We start from the raw sequence: 18,626 nt of genomic DNA, 5'->3' as shown, positions 1-18,626 counted from the left end.
GACTGATATGTCTCTTCGGACATGGTCACAGTATTTGCGACTTACCACTTAAGGGATAGATTAGGCGATTTCACAATAGCCTGACTATTGTGAAGTTTCCTTATCAGAACAAGATTAACCTACTGATTATTAGGATTTTATGACGTCATGAAAGATTGTGATTTTGTAAAACAAATTGCCCAGTTGTTGTCAAAATATAGACCTTACTCTCATTTTGTTGCACCAGGCCGGCCTTCTTTAATTGGCGCAGATGAAAATTAAACCTGGTGTGATCCTCGACGCCCACCAAGCGGCAAAGATCCATAAATTTAAGTTGTTTATGAGTCCCCAGCTGTTTCAGGGTCGAGCGCCGCAACGGATTGGCCAGGGCGGCATAGACACTATCGGCGTCGATATTGACGGCCGACTTCAACAACTGCTTCTCGGCGATACTGCGTTTAATCCCCATCAATAGCTCACCGGCATTGAAGGGTTTGGTCATCACGCTGTCGGCGCCCTTCTTCATGGCATCGACGGCGGTATCGACCGTGGCGTAGGCGGTGACTATGATAATGGCGATAAAAGGATTCAATTGGCGTAGGTTAGAGATCGCCTCGACCCCTGTCATACCCGGCATGAGCAAATCCATCAGCGCGATGTCGAAGGTGTGCTGCTGGCAGGCCGAGATCGCCGCCTCGGCGCAATCGACCGCGACAACCTGATGGCCTTCCAACTCTAAGATATCCACCATATTGGTGCGTAAGTCGGCGTCATCTTCGGCAATTAAAATGCTGGCCATCAGACCTCCTCAAATAGAATCGACACCTGGGTTCCCTGCCCCAGCTGGCTGTGAATATCCATGCTTCCCCTATGAGCCCTGACTATCGACTCGCAGATAGCCAGCCCAAGTCCGGTGCCCTTACCTATCGCCTTGGTGGAGTAAAAAGGCTCTAGCGCCCTGGCAAGACTCGCATCGTCCATCCCCTGCCCCTGATCCGTGACCGACAGCCGAATGCCACCCGCTTCGCTTGCCACATCGACGCAGATGATGCCGCCCTGTTCACTGGCATCCATGGCATTGTTGAGCAGGTTGATCAGCAGCTCTTCAAGCTTAATCTTCTGTCCCAACATCGACAGAGATTCGGGACAATTGACACGGATCTCGAAGTTACGTTGCTTATGTGACAGCAGCTTAATCGACGAGCGAATCACCTCAGCCAGGCACACCGGCATTGCCTCCTCCGAGGTCGGTCTGGCATAGGCCAGTAACTCCTTGCTGATCTCGGCGGCGCGGCTGATCCCGAGTCGAATACGGTTGATGTACTCTTTGTATGCGTCATCTTGTGGCGGATGCTTTCGCTCTAACAGATCCAGCGCCAGGGTCGAGGATGCCAGCGGGTTATTGATCTCATGGGCCACCCCCATGGCCAGCTGACCGATCGCCTTATACTTATCGGCCTCAATTGCGCGCTTTAACTTCACCTCAGTTTGCTGCTCCCGCTCGATGTCGAAGATCTTGAGCGCCTTAAACAGGGTGATCAACACCAGGCCACTGGCCAGGGTACGCAGCACGGGAATGGTCATATGCAAGTCGGTCGGCACCAGACCCGCAAGCACGCCGTAAATCCACAGGCCCACGCCGGTTGCTACAAAATACTGGCCATAGTCATGCCGCGCCTGTAGCAAGCCATGGCCATAGATAGCCATGCCGGAGCCGGCCAGAAACGCGCTGCCAAACCCCAGCAACAGACGCGTACAGTGAGCCGCCTGTGAAAACATCTCATCGGAGAGATCCAATGAGCCAGATAGACTCACCACTGAGATGCAGTAGGCCAGCAGAACCAGCAGGATCGCCCCATGACCTATGCGGGCTATGCGTCGCGACAAGATAGCGAAGAGCAGCCAGGCAAACACCATCAGGCTGGCAAAGGAGAGTGCCAGTTTAAGTAGCCTAAGCCACTGCACCAGCACCTGATATTGCTGACTGATGTCGTCGGCAAAGAGGATGACGTATAACTCAGACCACTCGTGGAAGGCATGGGTAAAGCCAAACAGGGCCAGGGCCCAGAGCGTGGGCGAGATGGAGAGCTGACTGTACTTAAAATTGCGAAAAACGACTACGCAGCCAATGGAAAAAAACACTAGGCCATAGAAGAGGTAGATGTTAAACACGATAAAAGTCAGCATAGGAAGACTTTAACACTGGCTCAACATAGGCCGCCGTGACAATCTCGACAATATCGATGCAAATTTATCTCGACCACAAAAAAGCCACCCTAAGGTGGCTTTTTCATGATAAAGAAAAGGTTAGCTGACCCGCACGACTTCGCCGCCTAGGCCCTTAAACTTCTCTTCGATATGCTCATAGCCTCTGTCGAGGTGGTAGATACGATCCACCGTAGTCACACCATCGGCCACCAGACCGGCAATCACCAGGCTCGCCGAGGCGCGTAAGTCTGTCGCCATCACCTGAGCGCCGTTGAGCCGCTCACAACCCTTGATGATACAGGTATTGCCTTCCAGCTCCATGTTGGCGCCCATACGGATAAGCTCAGGCACATGCATGAAACGGTTCTCGAAGATGGTCTCGGTAATGGTCGCCATACCTTCCGCCAGGACGTTTAGTACACAGAACTGCGCCTGCATGTCTGTTGGGAACCCAGGATAAGGCATGGTCTTGATATTGACCGCCTTAGGGCGTTTGCCCTGCATATCCAGTTCGATCCAATCTTCACCGGTTGTGATGCTGGCGCCGGCGTCTTCGAGCTTAGCGAGTACGGCCTCCAGGGTCTTAGGATCGGCATCGACACAGCGTATCTTGCCTCGGGTTACCGCAGCGGCCACCAGGAAGCTACCCGTCTCGATGCGATCTGGCATCACGCGATATTCACAGCCACTGAGAGACTCGACACCCTGGATACGAATGGTGTCACTACCTGCGCCTGTGATCTTAGCGCCCATGGCGTTGAGGCAATTAGCCAGATCGATCACCTCAGGTTCGCGGGCAGCGTTTTCGATGACGGTCTCACCATCGGCCAGGGCCGCCGCCATCAGCAGGTTCTCTGTGGCACCGACGCTGATCATATCCATGAAGATATGGGCGCCCTTGAGGCGACCATCGACACGTGCCTTGATATAACCCTCTTTCACCTCAATCTTGGCGCCCATCTGCTCCAAGCCATGCAGGTGCAGGTTAACCGGACGGGCGCCGATGGCGCAGCCACCAGGCAGGGATACGTCGGCGGTGCCGTAACGGGCCAGCAAGGGGCCCAGGATCAGAATAGAGGCGCGCATGGTCTTCACCAGTTCATAGGGCGCGCAAAACTCGTTTAGGTGAGTCGTCGAGATGGTGATCTTGCCGTCATCGCCACGGCTCACGTCGGCACCGAGGCAACGCAACAGCTCACAGCTGGTGTTGACATCGCGCAGGTTCGGCACATTGCTGACCACAAAATCTGTCTCGGCGAGCACACCGGCCATCAGAATCGGCAGGGCAGCATTCTTGGCGCCTGAAATCACCACGTCACCGGCCAATGCACCACTGGCCTGAATTGTTAATTTATCCACTGTGAGTCTCTAACCTGGCATGTTGAAGATTTTTTCACGCTTCCACTGCGTCGGGGTAAAGGCATTGATAGTGATGGCATGTAGCGCCCCACTGGTCACATGTTCCATCAAGGGGGCATAGATCATCTGCTGCTGCTTGACGCGGCTTACACCGTCGAAACACTCGCCGACAGCGACAATCTTATAGTGTGTCCCATCCTGGCTCACGTGTACTTCATCTAGTGCCAGCGCTTGAGTAAGCAGCTGTTCAATCTCATTACATTCCATAAACGGATAACCCTTTTATTTGGCTTCTTCGGTGAAGAAGTCTTGTAAATCATATAAATCTATTAGCTTTTGCAGTTGCAATGGTGGATTGCAAAGCGCCAGTGGCTTTCCCTTCGCCTGCTGCTCTGCCACCAGATGCAACAAGAGGGCGACACCTGCGCTGTCGCTATAGGCGACCCCAGAGAGATCCAATCGCTCACATGGCCCGCTCAGCAGCGTCTCCAGTTTAGGCCAGAGCTGTACCACGGCCGCCTGTGACAGCTGGCCGCTCACCTTACACAGGCCAGCATCCTGCTCAAAGGCCAGCATTATAACTTAGTCTCCTTGCTCGCCAAGCTGATACGGTCTGCCGTGTGCGTCTCTAGCTCCTTGATCACCGCATCTATGCCATTCTGGCGGATGAGGTTAGTGATCTCGGCGCTCTTTGAGGAGAGCAGGCTGACCCCTTCGGCCACCAAGTCGAACGCCTTCCAGGTGTCGTCTTTGAGGCGGCGAACCCTGAAGATCAGCTTGATAGGCGGACGTCCCTGCTCGATGATCTGCACGTTAACATCCACCATCTTCTCATCGTCGAAACGCTTGGCCGGCGCAAACTCTACCTGCTGATCCGTATACTCGGTAAAGGCCTGAGCATAGGTGGCAATCAGATAGGCCCTAAACGCCTCGGCGAAACGCTCACGCTGATCCGGCGTACTCTGGCGTAGGTAAGGCCCCATCACCTTGTAAGAGGCATACTTGTAATCGATATAAGGCATCAGCTCGTCAGAGACTATCACCTTAAGATGGTCAGGATTGGCCTGAATTGTGGCAATATCCTGATGAAATCGGGCGAAAGTCTTGTTGGCGACCGATTCCACCATGGCGTAGGGGTCTTTAGTATTGACCGAGATCTCCTCGGCGCTTACCAGATTGCTAACTAGCAACACCAAGGAAGAGAAGAGCACTTGCAACAACTGTTTCATATTCGTCCCTATTAATTTTCTTTAGACTTCATACTGTATAAGAACTGGCCGATAAGGTCTTCGAGCACTAAGGCCGAATGGGTATCGTCGATACGATCGCCATCTTTCAACATGCCGATATCGTCCATCACGAAACCCGGCGTCAGGCCCAGGAACTGCTCACCCAAGAGACCAGAGGTCAAGATAGACAGGCTACTGGTCTCGGGGAACTGATCGTACTCTTTGTCCATCGCCAGCTCGACCACGGCCACCAGTTCATCGGGATCCAGGCCAATCTTGGTCACCCGGCCAACCACCACACCACCCACTTTGACCGGCGAGCGCACCTTGAGGCCACCCACATTGGTAAACTTGGCATACAAGGTGTAATGGCTCTGCCCAGGCTTCACCTCGACGTTGGCGACATTGAACACCAAGACCAGGAAGGCCATCAGGCCCGACAGAATAAACAAACCAACTAAAAGTTCAATTTTGCGAGTCAACATACCCAATTACCACTCAGTTCTATACATACCACGAAGGCAGGCATATAGGTTTATCCATAAACAAAAATTCATCAGCGGCCAAACATCATGGCCGTCAACAGGAAGTCCAGCGCCAACACAGCCAGGCTGGACTGCACCACTGTCTGTGTGGTCGCCCTGCTAATCCCCTCGGGATTAGGGATCACATGATAGCCACGATACAGGGCTATCCAGGTGACCACTACGGCGAACACCAGGCTCTTAATCAAACAGTTCACTATGTCCTGACGCCACTCTACCGAGGCCTGCAGTATCGACCAGAAGCTGCCGCTGTCGATCCCCTTCCACTCGACCCCCACCAGATGACCGCCATAGATGCCCACGGCGGTAAACATCAGCGCCAGCAGCGGCAGGCTGATCACCCCGGCCCAGAAGCGCGGCGCGATCACCTGACGCAGGGGATCGATAGCCATCATCTCCAGGCTGGAGAGCTGTTCGGTACTCTTCATCAAGCCGATCTCTGCGGTGAGCGCCGAGCCCGCTCGTCCGGCAAACAGCAGCGCGGTCACCACGGGGCCAAGTTCACGCAGCAGACTGAGCGCCACCATGGGCCCCAGGCTGTCTTCGGTACCAAAACCCACCAAAATATTATAGCCCTGCAGCGCCAGCACCATGCCGATGAAGAGACCTGAGACCAGGATGATCACCATGGACTGCACGCCGATCACATACAGCTGCTTGATCAGTAGCGGCGTGCCCTTACGTACCCTGGGCACCTTGGCGATGGCGCCCCACAGCATGAGTCCGGCACGTCCCAGGCCAGTGACACTGTCGATCGCACCACGACCTAAGCGGGCGATTTGATCAATCACGCTCACCTAACATCTCCTTCTGGTAATCCTGGGCAGGAAAATGAAACGGCACGGGCCCGTCGGGCTCGCCGCCGATAAACTGTTTCAATTTCGGATTGTCTGCGGCCCTTAATTCGCTAGGCGTGCCGTGGGCGATCACCTTCTTATCGGCCAGCACATAGACGTAGTCGGCGATCCCCAGCACCTCCTGTACGTCATGAGACACCACCACAGAGGTGAGGCTCAGCGCGTCGCTCAGCTCGCGGATCAGCTTAACCAGCACACCCATGGAGATAGGGTCCTGACCGGCGAATGGCTCATCGTAGAGCACTAGCTCGGGTTCCAGGGCGATGGCTCGGGCCAGGGCCGCACGCCTTTGCATGCCGCCAGAGAGTTCGCTCGGCATCATCTGCGCCGCGCCGCGAAGACCGACCGCCTCGAGCTTCATCAACACGATGCGGCGAATGATCGCCTCGGGCAGCTCGGAGTGTTCCCTAAGGGCAAAGGCCACGTTGTCGAACACATTCATGTCGGTAAACAGGGCGCCGCTCTGAAACAGCATGCTCATGCGCTTACGTAGGGCAAACAGCTCGCCGCGATTGCATTGATGCACGTCTATGCCATCGATCTTGATGACCCCTTTGTCTGGGCGCAGCTGGCCACCGATCAGCTTGAGCAGTGTGGTCTTGCCTATGCCGCTGGGTCCCATGATGGCGGTCACCTTCCCCCTGGGGATGGTGAGGCTGACATCGTCATAGATAACATGGGTGCCACGACTGAAGCCCAGATGACTGATCTCGACCAATGGCTTCGCTTGTTCCATCGGCGCTTGTTCCATCGGCTTAGTCTCACCCTTTGCTTGGTTGTCATGACTTAACGATTGATGACTCATAACGGGACCTAGTGCGTTCCATGGTTAGGCGGCAGGAAAAGAGGCAAATTGTACGAAATTGACGGATTGTGCACAACTGAATCGACACTATCTTTGCGCAATACTTTCAATTTTGTTCAAATCCAGCGAAAATGCGCGGCAGACTCTTAAATAAAAAGATTTTCAATGCTATTTAATATTTTCTTACTGATTGCTGGTTTGGGTGCACTGGTTTGGAGTGCCGACAAATTTGTCTTCGGCGCCGCGGCATTCGCCCGTAATCTCGGCCTGCCGCCTATGTTGATTGGCCTCACTATCGTCGCTATGGGCAGCTCGGCCCCGGAAATGTTTGTGGCAGCCACCGCCTCCCTCGAGGGTATGACAGACACGGCCATAGGTAATGTGCTGGGCTCCAACGTCGCCAACATCACGTTGATCTTAGGGATCACCGCGCTGTTAGGCGCAATCTCGGTAAGCTCACAGACACTCAAGCGGGAAATCCCTATGATGCTTGGCGCCACGGCGCTGGCAGGATACTTTCTCTATGATGGTCAGCTGACCCGCATCGAGGGGCTGGTGCTGTTGGCACTCTTCTTCGCCCTCATGGGATACCTGATCTGGCATGCGATCGCCAATAAGGAAAAGGATCCACTCATCGATGAGGCAGAGAGCGAGGTGCCTAAAGATGTCCCCACGCCCAAGGCGATCCTCTGGCTCGTCATCGGCCTAGTGCTGCTGCCCCTGTCTGCCGACTGGATGGTGCAAGGCGCCGTGGGTATCGCCAAGGCCTTCCATATGTCAGACTTAGTCATAGGCCTGACCATTATCGCCGTCGGCACCAGCCTGCCGGAACTGGCGGCCTGTGTGGCAGGCGTGCTGAAGAAGGAAGACGATCTGGCCATAGGTAACGTGGTTGGCTCGAACCTGTTTAATATTCTCGCGGTATTGGCGCTGCCCGCCCTTATCGCCCCTGGCGCGGTAGATGCCGCCGCCAGCAGTCGCGACTTTTACATGGTGATGGCAACCAGCGTTGCCCTGGCCATACTGATTTTATTAACCGGCAAAGCCCGCCAACTTCGCCCTTGGCATGGCGGCGTGTTATTAGCGACTTTTATCGCGTACCAAGTCACGCTTTTCCTATCCTAATAACGTTTAGGCCGACAAAATAGAGAGAACAAGATGGTAGATGCAGATCAATTACGTCATTGGGGACGCAAGGTTATCGATATCGAGCGCAACGCGCTGGACAACCTGTATCAATATGTCGACTCAAGTGAATTTGCCAAGGCCTGCCAGCTGATCCTCGCCTGCACCGGCAAGGTAATTGTGATGGGCATGGGCAAATCCGGCCACATAGGTAACAAGATCTCGGCCACCCTGGCCAGCACCGGCACCCCCGCCTTCTTCGTCCATCCCGGCGAGGCCAGCCACGGAGACCTGGGCGTACTGAGCGAGAACGATATCGTGCTCGCCATCTCCAACTCGGGTGAGGCCAGCGAAATTTTAACCCTGATGCCGGTGATCAAGCGCATGGGACTGCCGGTCATCGCGGTAACGGGCAAACCCGAATCCAACATGGCCAAACACGCCATAGTCCACCTGTGTATCGAGGTGCCGGAAGAGGCCTGTCCGCTAGGACTGGCACCGACATCCAGCACCACGGCCACCCTGGTTATGGGCGATGCCCTGGCGGTGGCCCTGCTTCAGGCTCGTGGCTTTACCAAAGATGATTTCGCCCTCTCCCATCCAGGCGGTAGCCTGGGCCGCAAGCTGTTGCTCAAGGTGAGCGATGTGATGCACAAGGGCGACGAGCTGCCACTGGTTAGCGAAGATATCTGCATCACAGAGGCCCTGTATGAGATCTCCAAGAAGGGGCTGGGCATGACTGCTGTGGTCAATAACCAGGGGCTGCTGGTCGGCATCTTCACCGATGGCGATCTGCGCCGGGTGATCGACGCTGAGATCAACCTGCGCAAGACCTCGATCTCAGAGGTGATGACCCATGGCTGCGTCACCGTCAGCGACGGCATCTTAGCCGCCCAGGCACTCAAGGTGATGGACGAGAAAGAGATCAACGGCCTGATCGTCACCGACGATCAACAAAGACCGATTGGCGCACTCAACATGCTGGACATGGTTAAGGCGGGGGTGATCTAACATGGCACATCAAGGTTTCTACGGTCCCATCAGCGACGAAGTCTGGCTGAAGGCGAAACAGATCAAGCTGTTGATCTGCGACGTCGACGGCGTCTTCTCCGACGGCCTGGTCTATATGAGTAACTCGGGCGACGAACTCAAGACCTTCCATACCCGCGACGGCTATGGCGTCCGCTCTCTGCTGACCAGCGACATTCCCGTGGCCATCATCACGGGGCGCAAGTCACAGATAGTAGAAGATCGTATGACGGCACTGGGCATCACCCACATCTACCAGGGTGTCGACAACAAGCTAGAGCCCTACCAGGAGCTGCTAAGCCTCTATAAGGTCACGCCAGAGGAAGTTGCCTACATAGGTGATGACATGGTGGACCTTCCTGTGATGGAGAAGGTGGGCCTGTCTGTCTGCGTGGCCGACGGTCACCCCTATGTGCGCCAACACGCCGACATGGTCACCCATATCAAGGGCGGTCATGGCGCCCTGCGTGAACTGACTGATCTTATTCTGCTGAGTCAGGATAAGTTTGCCTCGGCCCACGGAATGAGCATATGAACAGAGTCACCCTGGCGATCATCGCCTTCTTCGGCACCGCACTGCTGCTCTATTGGCAGGTGCAGTCGAAAAAGGGCAACGAAGATCTGGCCCTCAATAACGTCGATCGTCCCGACTATATCGTCCGGGATCTCAAGAGCGTGCAGTACAATGATGAGGGTGGCATCAACAGTCGGGTATCGGCCAGCCACATGGAACACTATGCCGAGCGCAACCTGACCTATTTTACCCAGCCCATCTATCTGGTCTATCCCGACAACGGCGATGCCCAGTGGCGCCTGAGGTCCACCAAGGGTACGCTGGACAAAAATAGCGGACGGGTCACCCTGGAAAATAATGTTATCATTGATGCCATTAGCCCAGAAGAACCGATTCAGACCATAGAGACCACCTATCTGGAGCTGGATCTCAATACTATGATTATGACATCCGACAGAAGCATTCGAGTCACAGGGCAAGATTTCCTCATTACCGGGGAAGGCTTATATGCCGATCTCAACGCACAAAATATACGACTGACGAGTCAGGTAGAAGGAACATATGAAACTAAATAGCCTTATTCTTGCGGGCCTGCTGTCCCTGGTCAGTATTGGCGCCCACGCCAAGGTAAACGACCTGCTGCAAGAGGTTAAGATCTCTGCCGCCAGCCAGGAGGCCGACATCAAGAACAACCAGATCATCTTCCACGGTCCGGTAGAAGTCACACAAGGCTCAATCAAGATTTTGGCCAGTGAGCTGCGCGCCTTCAGCAAAGAGAAGAATAGCGGCAAGATCCTCATCGCCACCGGCAACCCAGCCACCTACACTCAGGTGATGGAAGATGGCCGCCCAGCATCTGCAAGCGCCAAGGAGATACGCTACGAGCTGTCCAGCCGCACCCTGACACTGATCGGCGACGCCACCCTGGAACAGGAAGGCAGCCAGGTCACAGGCTCGCAGATCCGCTACAACATAGAGCAGCAACAGCTGATCGCCGAGAGCAGCGGCAAAGACAGAGTGATCACCATCATTCAGCCTGAGAACTATCAGGAGCAGATCCAGCCAGAACAGAAACCCGAACAGCCCAAACAGGAAAAACAATGACACACCTAACCTTGAAGGCGGAGAACCTCGCCAAGAGCTATAAGAGTCGTGCCGTTGTCCAAGACGTGAGCCTCACGGTCAAGACCGGGCAGATCGTCGGCCTGCTGGGGCCAAACGGCGCCGGCAAGACCACCACCTTCTACATGGTCGTCGGATTGGTGCAGAGCGACAAGGGCCGCATCTTTATTGACGATGACGACCTGACGCTGGATCCCATGCATCTGCGCGCCCGCAAGGGCATAGGTTATCTGCCTCAGGAAGCCAGCATCTTTCGTAAGCTCTCGGTACGCGACAACATCATGGCCGTGCTGCAGACCCGCAGCGACCTGAACAACGACGGCCGCGAAGAGGAACTGGAACACCTGCTGGAAGAGTTCCATATCACCCACATCCGTGACAGCCACGGCATGGCACTCTCTGGCGGTGAACGTCGCCGAGTAGAGATCGCCAGGGCGCTGGCCGCCAACCCTAAATTTATTCTTCTCGACGAGCCTTTCGCCGGGGTCGATCCCATCTCGGTCATCGACATCAAGAAGATCATCGAACAGCTCAAGAATCGTGGCCTGGGGGTGTTGATCACCGACCATAATGTGCGCGAAACACTAGATGTCTGTGAGAAAGCCTATATCGTCAGCCATGGTAATCTGATCGCCGAAGGCACACCCGCCGAAATCTTAGACAACCAGCAAGTACGAGCAGTGTACTTAGGTGAACAATTCAAGCTATAGTTAATCTTATAACGGGGCCACACAGAAAAACCTATCTTAGATTGTGGCCTTAGCGACTATTCGATATATTTGTCCGGCACATATAGCCAGAGCTTTCTCATTTTATAATTAGAAACAAGGGAATAGCAGTACGATGAAAGCGTCACTTCAGCTCAAAATGGGTCAGCATCTCACCATGACGCCCCAGCTACAACAGGCCATTCGTCTGTTGCAGTTGTCGTCATTAGAGTTGCAGCAGGAGATCCAGCAGGCATTAGAATCTAACCCGCTACTGGAGTTGGACGAAGAGCAGGAGAGCGCCAACGTCGAGCTGCAAGATGATGCCGTCAGCGACAACTTCGACACCAAGTACGACGACAAGATAGAGCTGGATTCGAGCCAGGATAATTCAGGTGTCGAGACCTCTGACGCCCTGACCCAGGACTCCATGCCAGACGAGCTACCGGTCGATACCACCTGGGACGAGGTCTATACCGCCTCGCCCAACTCCAGCTCGGGCGCCATGCGTGACGACGACATGCCTTTTCAGGGTGAAACCAGCGAAGGCCTGTATGAACACCTTGAATGGCAGAAGAACCTGACCCCCTTTTCCGATAACGATCTGGCCATCGCCACCGCCATCATAGATGCCATCGACGAGCGTGGTTACCTGACCCAGACCTGTGAAGATATTCTCGAGGCCATGGGCGATCCTGAGATCGAACTCGACGAGGTCGAGGCTGTTCTCAAGCGGGTACAACACTTCGATCCCATCGGCGTGGCGGCAAGGGATCTCAGCGAATGCCTGACGATTCAGCTCGCCCAATACAGCGACGACACGCCGCATATCGCCAATGCCCGCATGCTGATCAAGGAACATCTGGATCTCATCGCCGGCCGCGACTTCCGTCTGCTGATGCGCAAGACCAAACTCAAAGAAGATGACCTAAGAGATGCCATCGCCCTGATCCAGACACTCAACCCCCGTCCCGGCCTCGCCATCACCGCCAGCCGCGACGAGTATGTGATCCCGGATGTGACTGTCACCAAGAAGAAGGGACGCTGGGTGGTCGAGCTCAATCCCGACAGCATGCCCAAGATCAACGTCAATCAGCAGTATGCCGCCATGGCGCGCAGCACCAAGAGCCAGGCTGATGGCCAGTTTATTCGTGGCCACCTGCAGGAAGCCAAATGGTTCCTCAAGAGCCTGGAGAGCCGCAACGAGACCCTGCTCAAGGTGACCAACTGTATCGTCGACTTCCAACAAGGCTTCTTCGAATTTGGCGAAGAGGCGATGAAGCCCATGGTACTGAACGACATTGCCGAGGCGGTGGAGATGCACGAGTCCACCATCTCGCGTGTGACCACACAAAAATATATGCATACCCCGAGAGGGATCTTCGAACTCAAATACTTCTTCTCCAGTCACGTCGGTACCGACGATGGCGGAGAGTGCTCTTCAACAGCAATACGCGCCTTCATCAAGAAGCTGGTTGCTGCGGAAAACCAGAAAAAGCCATTGAGCGACAGCAAGATGGCTCAACTCTTGGCCGAACAGGGTATCAAGGTAGCTAGACGCACCATTGCCAAGTATCGCGAAGCGATGCTGATACCGCCGTCGAATCAGCGCAAGAGCTTATAAAACAAACCTGGAAACTGGAGGACTATCTTTATGCAAATAAACCTGACTGGGCACCATATCGAGATCACCCAATCTCTACGAAGCTACATCGAAGAGAAATTCACAAAGCTTGAACGTCATTTCGATCAGATCAATAATGTGCACGTTGTATTAAATGTCGAAAAGTTGCAACAGAAGGTTGAGGCAAAGTTACATCTCCGCGGCGGAGAAGTGTTCGCAACATCCGAACATGCGGACATGTATGCCGCGATAGACTCCCTGATTGACAAACTCGATCGTCAGGTCATTAAACACAAAGAGAAGCTTACTAAACATTAACGATGGAACTGAGTACCATCCTGCGGCCGGAGTGCACCACCTGCGCCACTCCGGGCAGTAAGAAAAAGGTACTGGAGCTTATCAGCGACTTAGCCGCTGTCCAGTACCCTACCCTCTCCTCTCAAGAAATTTTTGAAAGCCTTCTGGCTCGAGAGAAAATGGGCAGCACAGGTATAGGCAATGGTATCGCGATTCCTCACGGGCGGCTGACCAACATAGATCAACCCGTGGCCGTACTGGTTAAATGTGCTGAACCAATCGCATTCGATGCCATTGACAATCAGCCCGTCGATATCCTTTTTGCATTATTAGTGCCCGCAGATCAATGCGAGCAACATCTTAGCACCCTGGCCGCCATGGCCGAGAAGCTCAATGATAAGGCGATCATTAAGCAGCTAAGAAAGACCCAAGATGAATCCGAACTCTATCAGGTGATCACCCAATGAAATTGGTTTTGGTATCAGGACGCTCAGGATCGGGAAAATCCGTCGCGCTTAGGGTCTTAGAAGATCTAGGCTATTACTGTGTCGATAATCTGCCATTGCAGATGATGGAATCCCTGCTAGAGCAGCTCAAGGGACGCAACGATCTCGTGGCCATCAGTGTCGACGTGCGTAATATGCCGAGCGAAGAGATCCAGCTGGAAAAGCAGCTGGCCAAGCTTCCCAAAGATACCGAAATCTTAAGTTTCTTCCTCAACTCCAGCGACAGTGTGCTGCTCAAGCGCTATAGCGAGACCCGCAGACTACACCCGCTGTCACGCTCTAAGGTCTCCCTCAAGGAGGCGATACAGCTCGAAGGTAAGTTACTGGATCCCATCGCTAAACTGGTGGATCACTACATAGATACCTCCAACCTCAACATCTATGAGCTAAGCGACAAGGTTCGCGAGATCCTGCTAGGCACTGTGGATAAAGAGTTGGTGATCAACTTCGAATCTTTCGGCTTTAAATATGGCATGCCAAGCGAAGCCGACTTCATGTTCGACGTACGCTTCCTGCCAAACCCCCACTGGGAGCCAGAGCTGAGGCCCTTAACCGGCCTGGACGAGCCTGTGCAGCAGTTTCTCAGTCAGCAGCCACTGGTCAACAAGTTCATCTGGCAGATCGAAAACCTGCTGGAGACCTGGTTGCCTCACCTCGAGCGCAACAACCGCAGTTACCTCACCATCGCCATCGGCTGCACCGGCGGTCAGCACAGGTCTGTCTATGTGACCGACCAGCTCGCCAAGCTGTTTAACAAGGGCCAGCATAAGGTGCAGGCTCGCCACAGAGAGCTAAAGCATGACTAAGTTGGCTCGCCAGCTGACCATCTGCAACAAACTGGGGCTACACGCCAGGGCGGCGACCAAGCTGGCGGTACTCGCCGCCAAGTTCGACGCCGAGGTCACCCTAATTCAGGGCGATAAACAGGCCTCCGCCGCCAGCGTACTCGGCCTCCTGATGCTCGAGACCGGCATGGGTAAAACCATCACCATCACCAGCGAAGGCAAAGATGCCCAAGCGGCCCTAGATGCCATCAGCGCCCTTATTGACGCCAAATTCGATGAGGCCGTATAATCGGCTCGCTTTCCGGTACCAGCTTAATTTCGTCCTATACTTATCATAGACTTACAAGCCTACCACCCATGCCGTTCAACCAACAGCCAAAGGAGGAGCTATGCCGATCGAAGTGTTAGATAGTGAGACCACAGATCAACGCCTTAATCAGCTGACTCAAGCCTTAGGCAGCGGCATGTTTGTCCATGTGCGCAGCATGCTGCACGACATGGCCGCCTCCGATATCGCCTTCATCCTGGAATCTTCGCCGCCGCGCACCCGTCAGGTGCTCTGGCAGCTGATCGACCAGCAGCACACGGGGGAGATCCTCGACGAGCTGGGTGAAGAGCTCAAAGATACCCTGATCACCCAGATGAGTCCCGAGCGGGTCGCCAAGGCGGCCAAAGGCATGGATACCGACGATCTGGCCTACATACTGCGTAGCCTGCCCGACAGCGTCTTCAACCAGGTGTTGCAGTCGATGACGGCGCAAGACAGGGCCAGGGTGGAGCAGGCGCTCTCCTATCCGGAAGATACCGCCGGCAGTATCATGAACACAGATACTGTGACAGTGCGGCCCGATGTCACCATAGATGTGATTCTGCGTTATCTGAGGATCCGCGGCGAATTGCCCGACGCCACAGATACCCTGTATGTGGTGGACAAGCGCGACAGCCTGCTGGGCGGCGTACGCATTACCGACCTGCTCACCTGCGATCCTAATGCCTCGGTGCGAGAGATCATGAACGACGATCTTGAGGGGATCCCCGTGGCCATGGACGACGGCGAAGTCGCCCAGCTGTTCGAACGCCATGACTGGGTCTCGGCGCCCGTGGTGGAAGAGGAGACCAATCGTCTGCTGGGCCGTATCACCATCGACGATATCGTCGACGTGATCCGTGAGGACGCCGAACACTCCATGATGGGGATGGCGGGTATGGATGACGATACCGACACCTTCGGCCCTGTGGTCAAGAGCACCCTGAGGCGCTCCCTCTGGCTGACCATCAACCTGTTTGCCGCGCTGCTGGCCGCCTCGGTCAGCAACATGTTCGAGAACACCCTGGAGCAGTTTGCCACCATCGCCATCTTGATGACCATAGTACCCAGCATGGGCGGCGTGGCGGGTAACCAGACCCTGGCCCTGGTGATACGCGGTATCGCCCTGGGACAGATAGGTCAGAGTAACTCCCGCTGGCTGATCGGCAAGGAGCTAGCCATCGGCTTTCTCAACGGCCTGCTCTGGTCCTTGCTGGTGTTTGCGGCCATCTGGCTATGGAAGGGCGATATTGCCCTGGGCGGACTGATCGGCGGTGCCATGCTGATCAACATGACGGTGGCCGGTCTGGCTGGCGCCTGCATACCCCTGCTGCTGAAGAAGTTTAATATTGATCCCGCGCTGGCCGGCGGCATGGTGCTCACCACAGTCACAGATGTGATTGGCCTGTTCGCCTTCCTCGGCCTCGCCACCCTGTTCCTGCTGAATTGATTCTCGAGTGCATCCCAAAGCCCAATCGGATGCGCTTGAATTTCAATGTTAACGACATCTTTTTCACGCTAGGATAGGTAGAGTCACCCGGCGAGAGAAAAGCCATGCAAAATACTCAAATACTCATCATAGAAGATAATGCCGATGTCGCCGGCGTCTTGGGAGACTACCTGGAAGCCCAGGGGGCTCAGGTGGATTACGCCAGCAACGGCGAACTCGGCCTGCGCCTCGCGACCGAGGGACACTTCGACGCCATAGTACTGGATCTCATGCTGCCCAAGATGGACGGCTATGCCGTGGCCAAGGCCCTGAGAGAGCAAGGCTCCAGTGTCCCAATCCTGATGCTGACGGCGCTGGACGACAAACAGGATCTGCTGCAAGGCTTTCACAGCGGCGCCGACGATTACCTGACCAAGCCCTTCGATCTCGATGAACTGCATGTGCGCCTGCTGGCATTAATCAAACGCCAGCTGGGACGGGTCGCTCAAGGCTGCCAGCAGTGTGGGCCGCTCACCCTCAACATCGCCGAGCATACCGCCTACCGCGATGGCAAGAAACTGCAGCTGACTCCCAGTGGTTACCAGATCCTACATCTGCTGATCTCCCGCGCCCCCAATGTGGTGAAGCGAGAGGAGATAGTGCAGCACCTGTGGGGGGAGGAGCCCCCCAACAGCGATATCCTGCGCAGCCACATGTACCAGCTGAGAAACCAGGTGGATAAACCCTTCGACACCCCCATCATACTGACAGTGCCTAAGATAGGCTTTCGGTTAGACGTGAATCAATAGAGGCCCAACAGGTGCGAAAAACCGCCAAGAGTATGACTCGCAAACTCAGTTTCTACTTCGGGAGCATCGCCCTCCTGGTAGCCGCGATCCTCTATATCTTGAGTATCATCATCCTCTACTGGGTCGAAGATGAACTCAACCGCCGCACCCTGGAGCAGATCGCCCCCAGTGCCCAGACGGCGTTCGAACAGGGCGCCATGTCGCCGCTGGTCTTAAGCACCACGATCGTCGCCTACAATGACCCAGACACCTTACCCAAGGAATATCAAACCATTGCCGATCTCCCCATCGGCTTTCTCGATGAGCTACACGACACCTTCAAGGAAGATATCTTCATCTATCGCAGCCAATATGACGGCACCAAGGCAACCCATCCCCTGATTCTGGTAATGGATGCCGAGAAGGTAGAGCTGAGCCGTGACGAATGGAACAACATCAGCCTGGTGATCTTGGCGGTCACCCTGATGTTGTTTGCCCTGTTCGGCTTTGCCATCACCATGCTCACCCGCAGGCTTATCGCTCCTATCCGAGCCATCAGCGAGCAGCTCGAGGGCTCGGAGGGCAACCAGAGCTTTCAAGTCTCCAAGGACGCCACCCAGGAGTTTCATGCCCTCACCGCCAGCCTCAATCACTATCAGCAGCAGATCGCCCAGCTGATCCGCCGCGAACAGGCCTTCTCTCGCTATGCCAGTCATGAACTCAGGACGCCGCTGACCATTATTCAAGGCGCCAGCCGTCTGCTCGAGCAGGAAGGCAATCCGGAGTTTCAACAGCGACAACGCGGCCGCATTGCCAAGGCCGCCAGCAATATGCAGCAGATCATCGATGCACTGCTGAGCCTGGTAAAACAGGAAAAAGGGCTGAGTTCGCCCGAGCTCAGACCCCTACAGGAGAAGGAACTCAGGCAGATCCTGGCCGAGGTCGCCCCCCTGGCAAGCCAGAAACAGATCCAGCTAACGCTACAACTCGATGCCAGTCCGCAGATAGCCCCCAGCGAGCCTGTGCTGCGCATGTTGCTGATCAACTTGCTTAATAACGCCATCAACGCCAGCGATAGCGGCCACATCAGCATCAGCGTCGATGAAAAAGGGATCTCGGTACAAGATCAGGGCCATGGCATGAGCAGTAGCGACACCCGCCCCCATGGCCATGGTCTGGGGCTGGAGATCGTCGAGGCCCTGTGTCAGCGTTATCAATGGCGTTTTAGCCTCAACAATAGCGATACCGGTTGCATCGCCAGGTTGCACTTCCCTGCACCAACTGATGCACGCTAATGGTGCAACATAGGCGCTAAGCCAGGGTCTAGCACGCCCCAGTCCTGAGTTTCTGTCTGTCATCTAATTGGCATAAGTTTCGCTTATCCTAGGGCCTGTTTATCTTTCGCGTTCAC

General features: G+C 55.0%; 23 protein-coding genes. 14 read left to right on the top strand and 9 right to left on the bottom strand.

Annotation, left to right across the window (positions count from 1 at the left end):
* Positions 1-145: 145 nt before the first annotated feature.
* From DB48_RS08925 to DB48_RS08885, 9 genes are all read right to left on the bottom strand, one after another.
* Positions 146-778 (bottom strand): response regulator, encoded by a 633-nt coding sequence (locus DB48_RS08925; protein ID WP_041509952.1) that lies wholly within the window; start codon positions 776-778, stop codon positions 146-148.
* On the bottom strand, positions 778-2,166 hold the full coding sequence (locus tag DB48_RS08920) for a sensor histidine kinase (protein WP_041509951.1): 1,389 nt from the start codon (positions 2,164-2,166) through the stop codon (positions 778-780). The genes DB48_RS08925 and DB48_RS08920 overlap by 1 nt, the downstream gene beginning before the upstream one ends.
* A 120-nt stretch (positions 2,167-2,286) precedes the next feature.
* A complete protein-coding gene (gene murA / locus DB48_RS08915) occupies positions 2,287-3,546 on the bottom strand; it encodes a UDP-N-acetylglucosamine 1-carboxyvinyltransferase (RefSeq protein WP_041509950.1) in 1,260 nt (419 codons plus the stop codon).
* Positions 3,547-3,555: 9 nt separating this feature from the next.
* Positions 3,556-3,813 (bottom strand): BolA family protein, encoded by a 258-nt coding sequence (locus DB48_RS08910; protein WP_041509949.1) that lies wholly within the window; start codon positions 3,811-3,813, stop codon positions 3,556-3,558.
* Positions 3,814-3,828: 15 nt separating this feature from the next.
* Positions 3,829-4,122: an STAS domain-containing protein gene (locus DB48_RS08905; protein WP_041509948.1), complete on the bottom strand. Its 294-nt coding sequence runs from the start codon at positions 4,120-4,122 to the stop codon at positions 3,829-3,831.
* Positions 4,122-4,775, bottom strand: coding sequence for an MlaC/ttg2D family ABC transporter substrate-binding protein (locus tag DB48_RS08900; protein WP_041509947.1), 654 nt, complete (start codon positions 4,773-4,775; stop codon positions 4,122-4,124). Before DB48_RS08900 ends, DB48_RS08905 begins: the two co-directional genes overlap by 1 nt.
* A gap of 11 nt (positions 4,776-4,786) precedes the next feature.
* Positions 4,787-5,260 (bottom strand): outer membrane lipid asymmetry maintenance protein MlaD, encoded by a 474-nt coding sequence (mlaD, locus tag DB48_RS08895; RefSeq protein WP_041509946.1) that lies wholly within the window; start codon positions 5,258-5,260, stop codon positions 4,787-4,789.
* Positions 5,261-5,331: 71 nt separating this feature from the next.
* Positions 5,332-6,117, bottom strand: coding sequence for a lipid asymmetry maintenance ABC transporter permease subunit MlaE (gene mlaE / locus DB48_RS08890; RefSeq protein WP_041509945.1), 786 nt, complete (start codon positions 6,115-6,117; stop codon positions 5,332-5,334).
* Positions 6,104-6,913: an ATP-binding cassette domain-containing protein gene (locus DB48_RS08885; RefSeq protein ID WP_443018632.1), complete on the bottom strand. Its 810-nt coding sequence runs from the start codon at positions 6,911-6,913 to the stop codon at positions 6,104-6,106. The genes mlaE and DB48_RS08885 overlap by 14 nt, the downstream gene beginning before the upstream one ends.
* 234 nt (positions 6,914-7,147) lie before the next feature.
* Between DB48_RS08885 and DB48_RS20285 the strand changes: the two genes are divergently transcribed.
* The 14 genes from DB48_RS20285 (at position 7,148) to DB48_RS08815 (ending at position 18,510) form a co-directional block, all read left to right on the top strand.
* Positions 7,148-8,107, top strand: a complete 960-nt coding sequence (locus DB48_RS20285; RefSeq protein ID WP_041509944.1) for a calcium/sodium antiporter — start codon at positions 7,148-7,150, stop codon at positions 8,105-8,107.
* A 33-nt stretch (positions 8,108-8,140) separates the two neighbouring features.
* On the top strand, positions 8,141-9,118 hold the full coding sequence (locus DB48_RS20280; protein ID WP_041509943.1) for a KpsF/GutQ family sugar-phosphate isomerase: 978 nt from the start codon (positions 8,141-8,143) through the stop codon (positions 9,116-9,118).
* A gap of 1 nt (position 9,119) precedes the next feature.
* Positions 9,120-9,671 (top strand): 3-deoxy-manno-octulosonate-8-phosphatase KdsC, encoded by a 552-nt coding sequence (kdsC, locus tag DB48_RS08870; protein WP_041509942.1) that lies wholly within the window; start codon positions 9,120-9,122, stop codon positions 9,669-9,671.
* Positions 9,668-10,225, top strand: coding sequence for an LPS export ABC transporter periplasmic protein LptC (gene lptC / locus DB48_RS08865; protein ID WP_041509941.1), 558 nt, complete (start codon positions 9,668-9,670; stop codon positions 10,223-10,225). The genes kdsC and lptC overlap by 4 nt, the downstream gene beginning before the upstream one ends.
* Positions 10,212-10,754 carry a lipopolysaccharide transport periplasmic protein LptA gene (gene lptA / locus DB48_RS08860; RefSeq protein ID WP_041509940.1) on the top strand — a complete coding sequence of 181 codons (543 nt, stop codon included), beginning with the start codon at positions 10,212-10,214 and terminating at the stop codon, positions 10,752-10,754. The genes lptC and lptA overlap by 14 nt, the downstream gene beginning before the upstream one ends.
* Positions 10,751-11,482: an LPS export ABC transporter ATP-binding protein gene (gene lptB, locus DB48_RS08855; RefSeq protein WP_041509939.1), complete on the top strand. Its 732-nt coding sequence runs from the start codon at positions 10,751-10,753 to the stop codon at positions 11,480-11,482. The genes lptA and lptB overlap by 4 nt, the downstream gene beginning before the upstream one ends.
* Positions 11,483-11,615: 133 nt before the next feature.
* Entirely contained in the window at positions 11,616-13,103 is a 1,488-nt protein-coding gene (locus tag DB48_RS08850; protein WP_041509938.1) for an RNA polymerase factor sigma-54, read from the top strand.
* 30 nt (positions 13,104-13,133) lie between these two features.
* Positions 13,134-13,421 (top strand): ribosome hibernation promoting factor, encoded by a 288-nt coding sequence (hpf, locus tag DB48_RS08845; protein WP_011867108.1) that lies wholly within the window; start codon positions 13,134-13,136, stop codon positions 13,419-13,421.
* A 2-nt stretch (positions 13,422-13,423) separates the two neighbouring features.
* Entirely contained in the window at positions 13,424-13,867 is a 444-nt protein-coding gene (gene ptsN, locus DB48_RS08840; RefSeq protein ID WP_041509937.1) for a PTS IIA-like nitrogen regulatory protein PtsN, read from the top strand.
* Positions 13,864-14,712, top strand: a complete 849-nt coding sequence (gene rapZ, locus DB48_RS08835) for an RNase adapter RapZ (RefSeq protein ID WP_041509936.1) — start codon at positions 13,864-13,866, stop codon at positions 14,710-14,712. The genes ptsN and rapZ overlap by 4 nt, the downstream gene beginning before the upstream one ends.
* A complete protein-coding gene (locus DB48_RS08830) occupies positions 14,705-14,980 on the top strand; it encodes an HPr family phosphocarrier protein (protein WP_041509935.1) in 276 nt (91 codons plus the stop codon). The genes rapZ and DB48_RS08830 overlap by 8 nt, the downstream gene beginning before the upstream one ends.
* 100 nt (positions 14,981-15,080) lie before the next feature.
* Positions 15,081-16,448 (top strand): magnesium transporter, encoded by a 1,368-nt coding sequence (gene mgtE / locus DB48_RS08825; RefSeq protein ID WP_041509934.1) that lies wholly within the window; start codon positions 15,081-15,083, stop codon positions 16,446-16,448.
* Between the two features lie 104 nt (positions 16,449-16,552).
* On the top strand, positions 16,553-17,236 hold the full coding sequence (locus DB48_RS08820) for a response regulator transcription factor (protein ID WP_041509933.1): 684 nt from the start codon (positions 16,553-16,555) through the stop codon (positions 17,234-17,236).
* 11 nt (positions 17,237-17,247) lie between these two features.
* Positions 17,248-18,510: a sensor histidine kinase gene (locus DB48_RS08815; protein WP_041509932.1), complete on the top strand. Its 1,263-nt coding sequence runs from the start codon at positions 17,248-17,250 to the stop codon at positions 18,508-18,510.
* The last annotated feature ends 116 nt before the right edge of the window (positions 18,511-18,626 follow it).

The sequence above is a fragment of the Shewanella sp. cp20 genome (assembly GCF_000832025.1).
Taxonomy (GTDB): domain Bacteria; phylum Pseudomonadota; class Gammaproteobacteria; order Enterobacterales; family Shewanellaceae; genus Shewanella.
The sequence above is the reverse complement of the archived record's forward strand: the minus strand, read 5'-3'. Positions and strand labels throughout refer to the sequence as shown.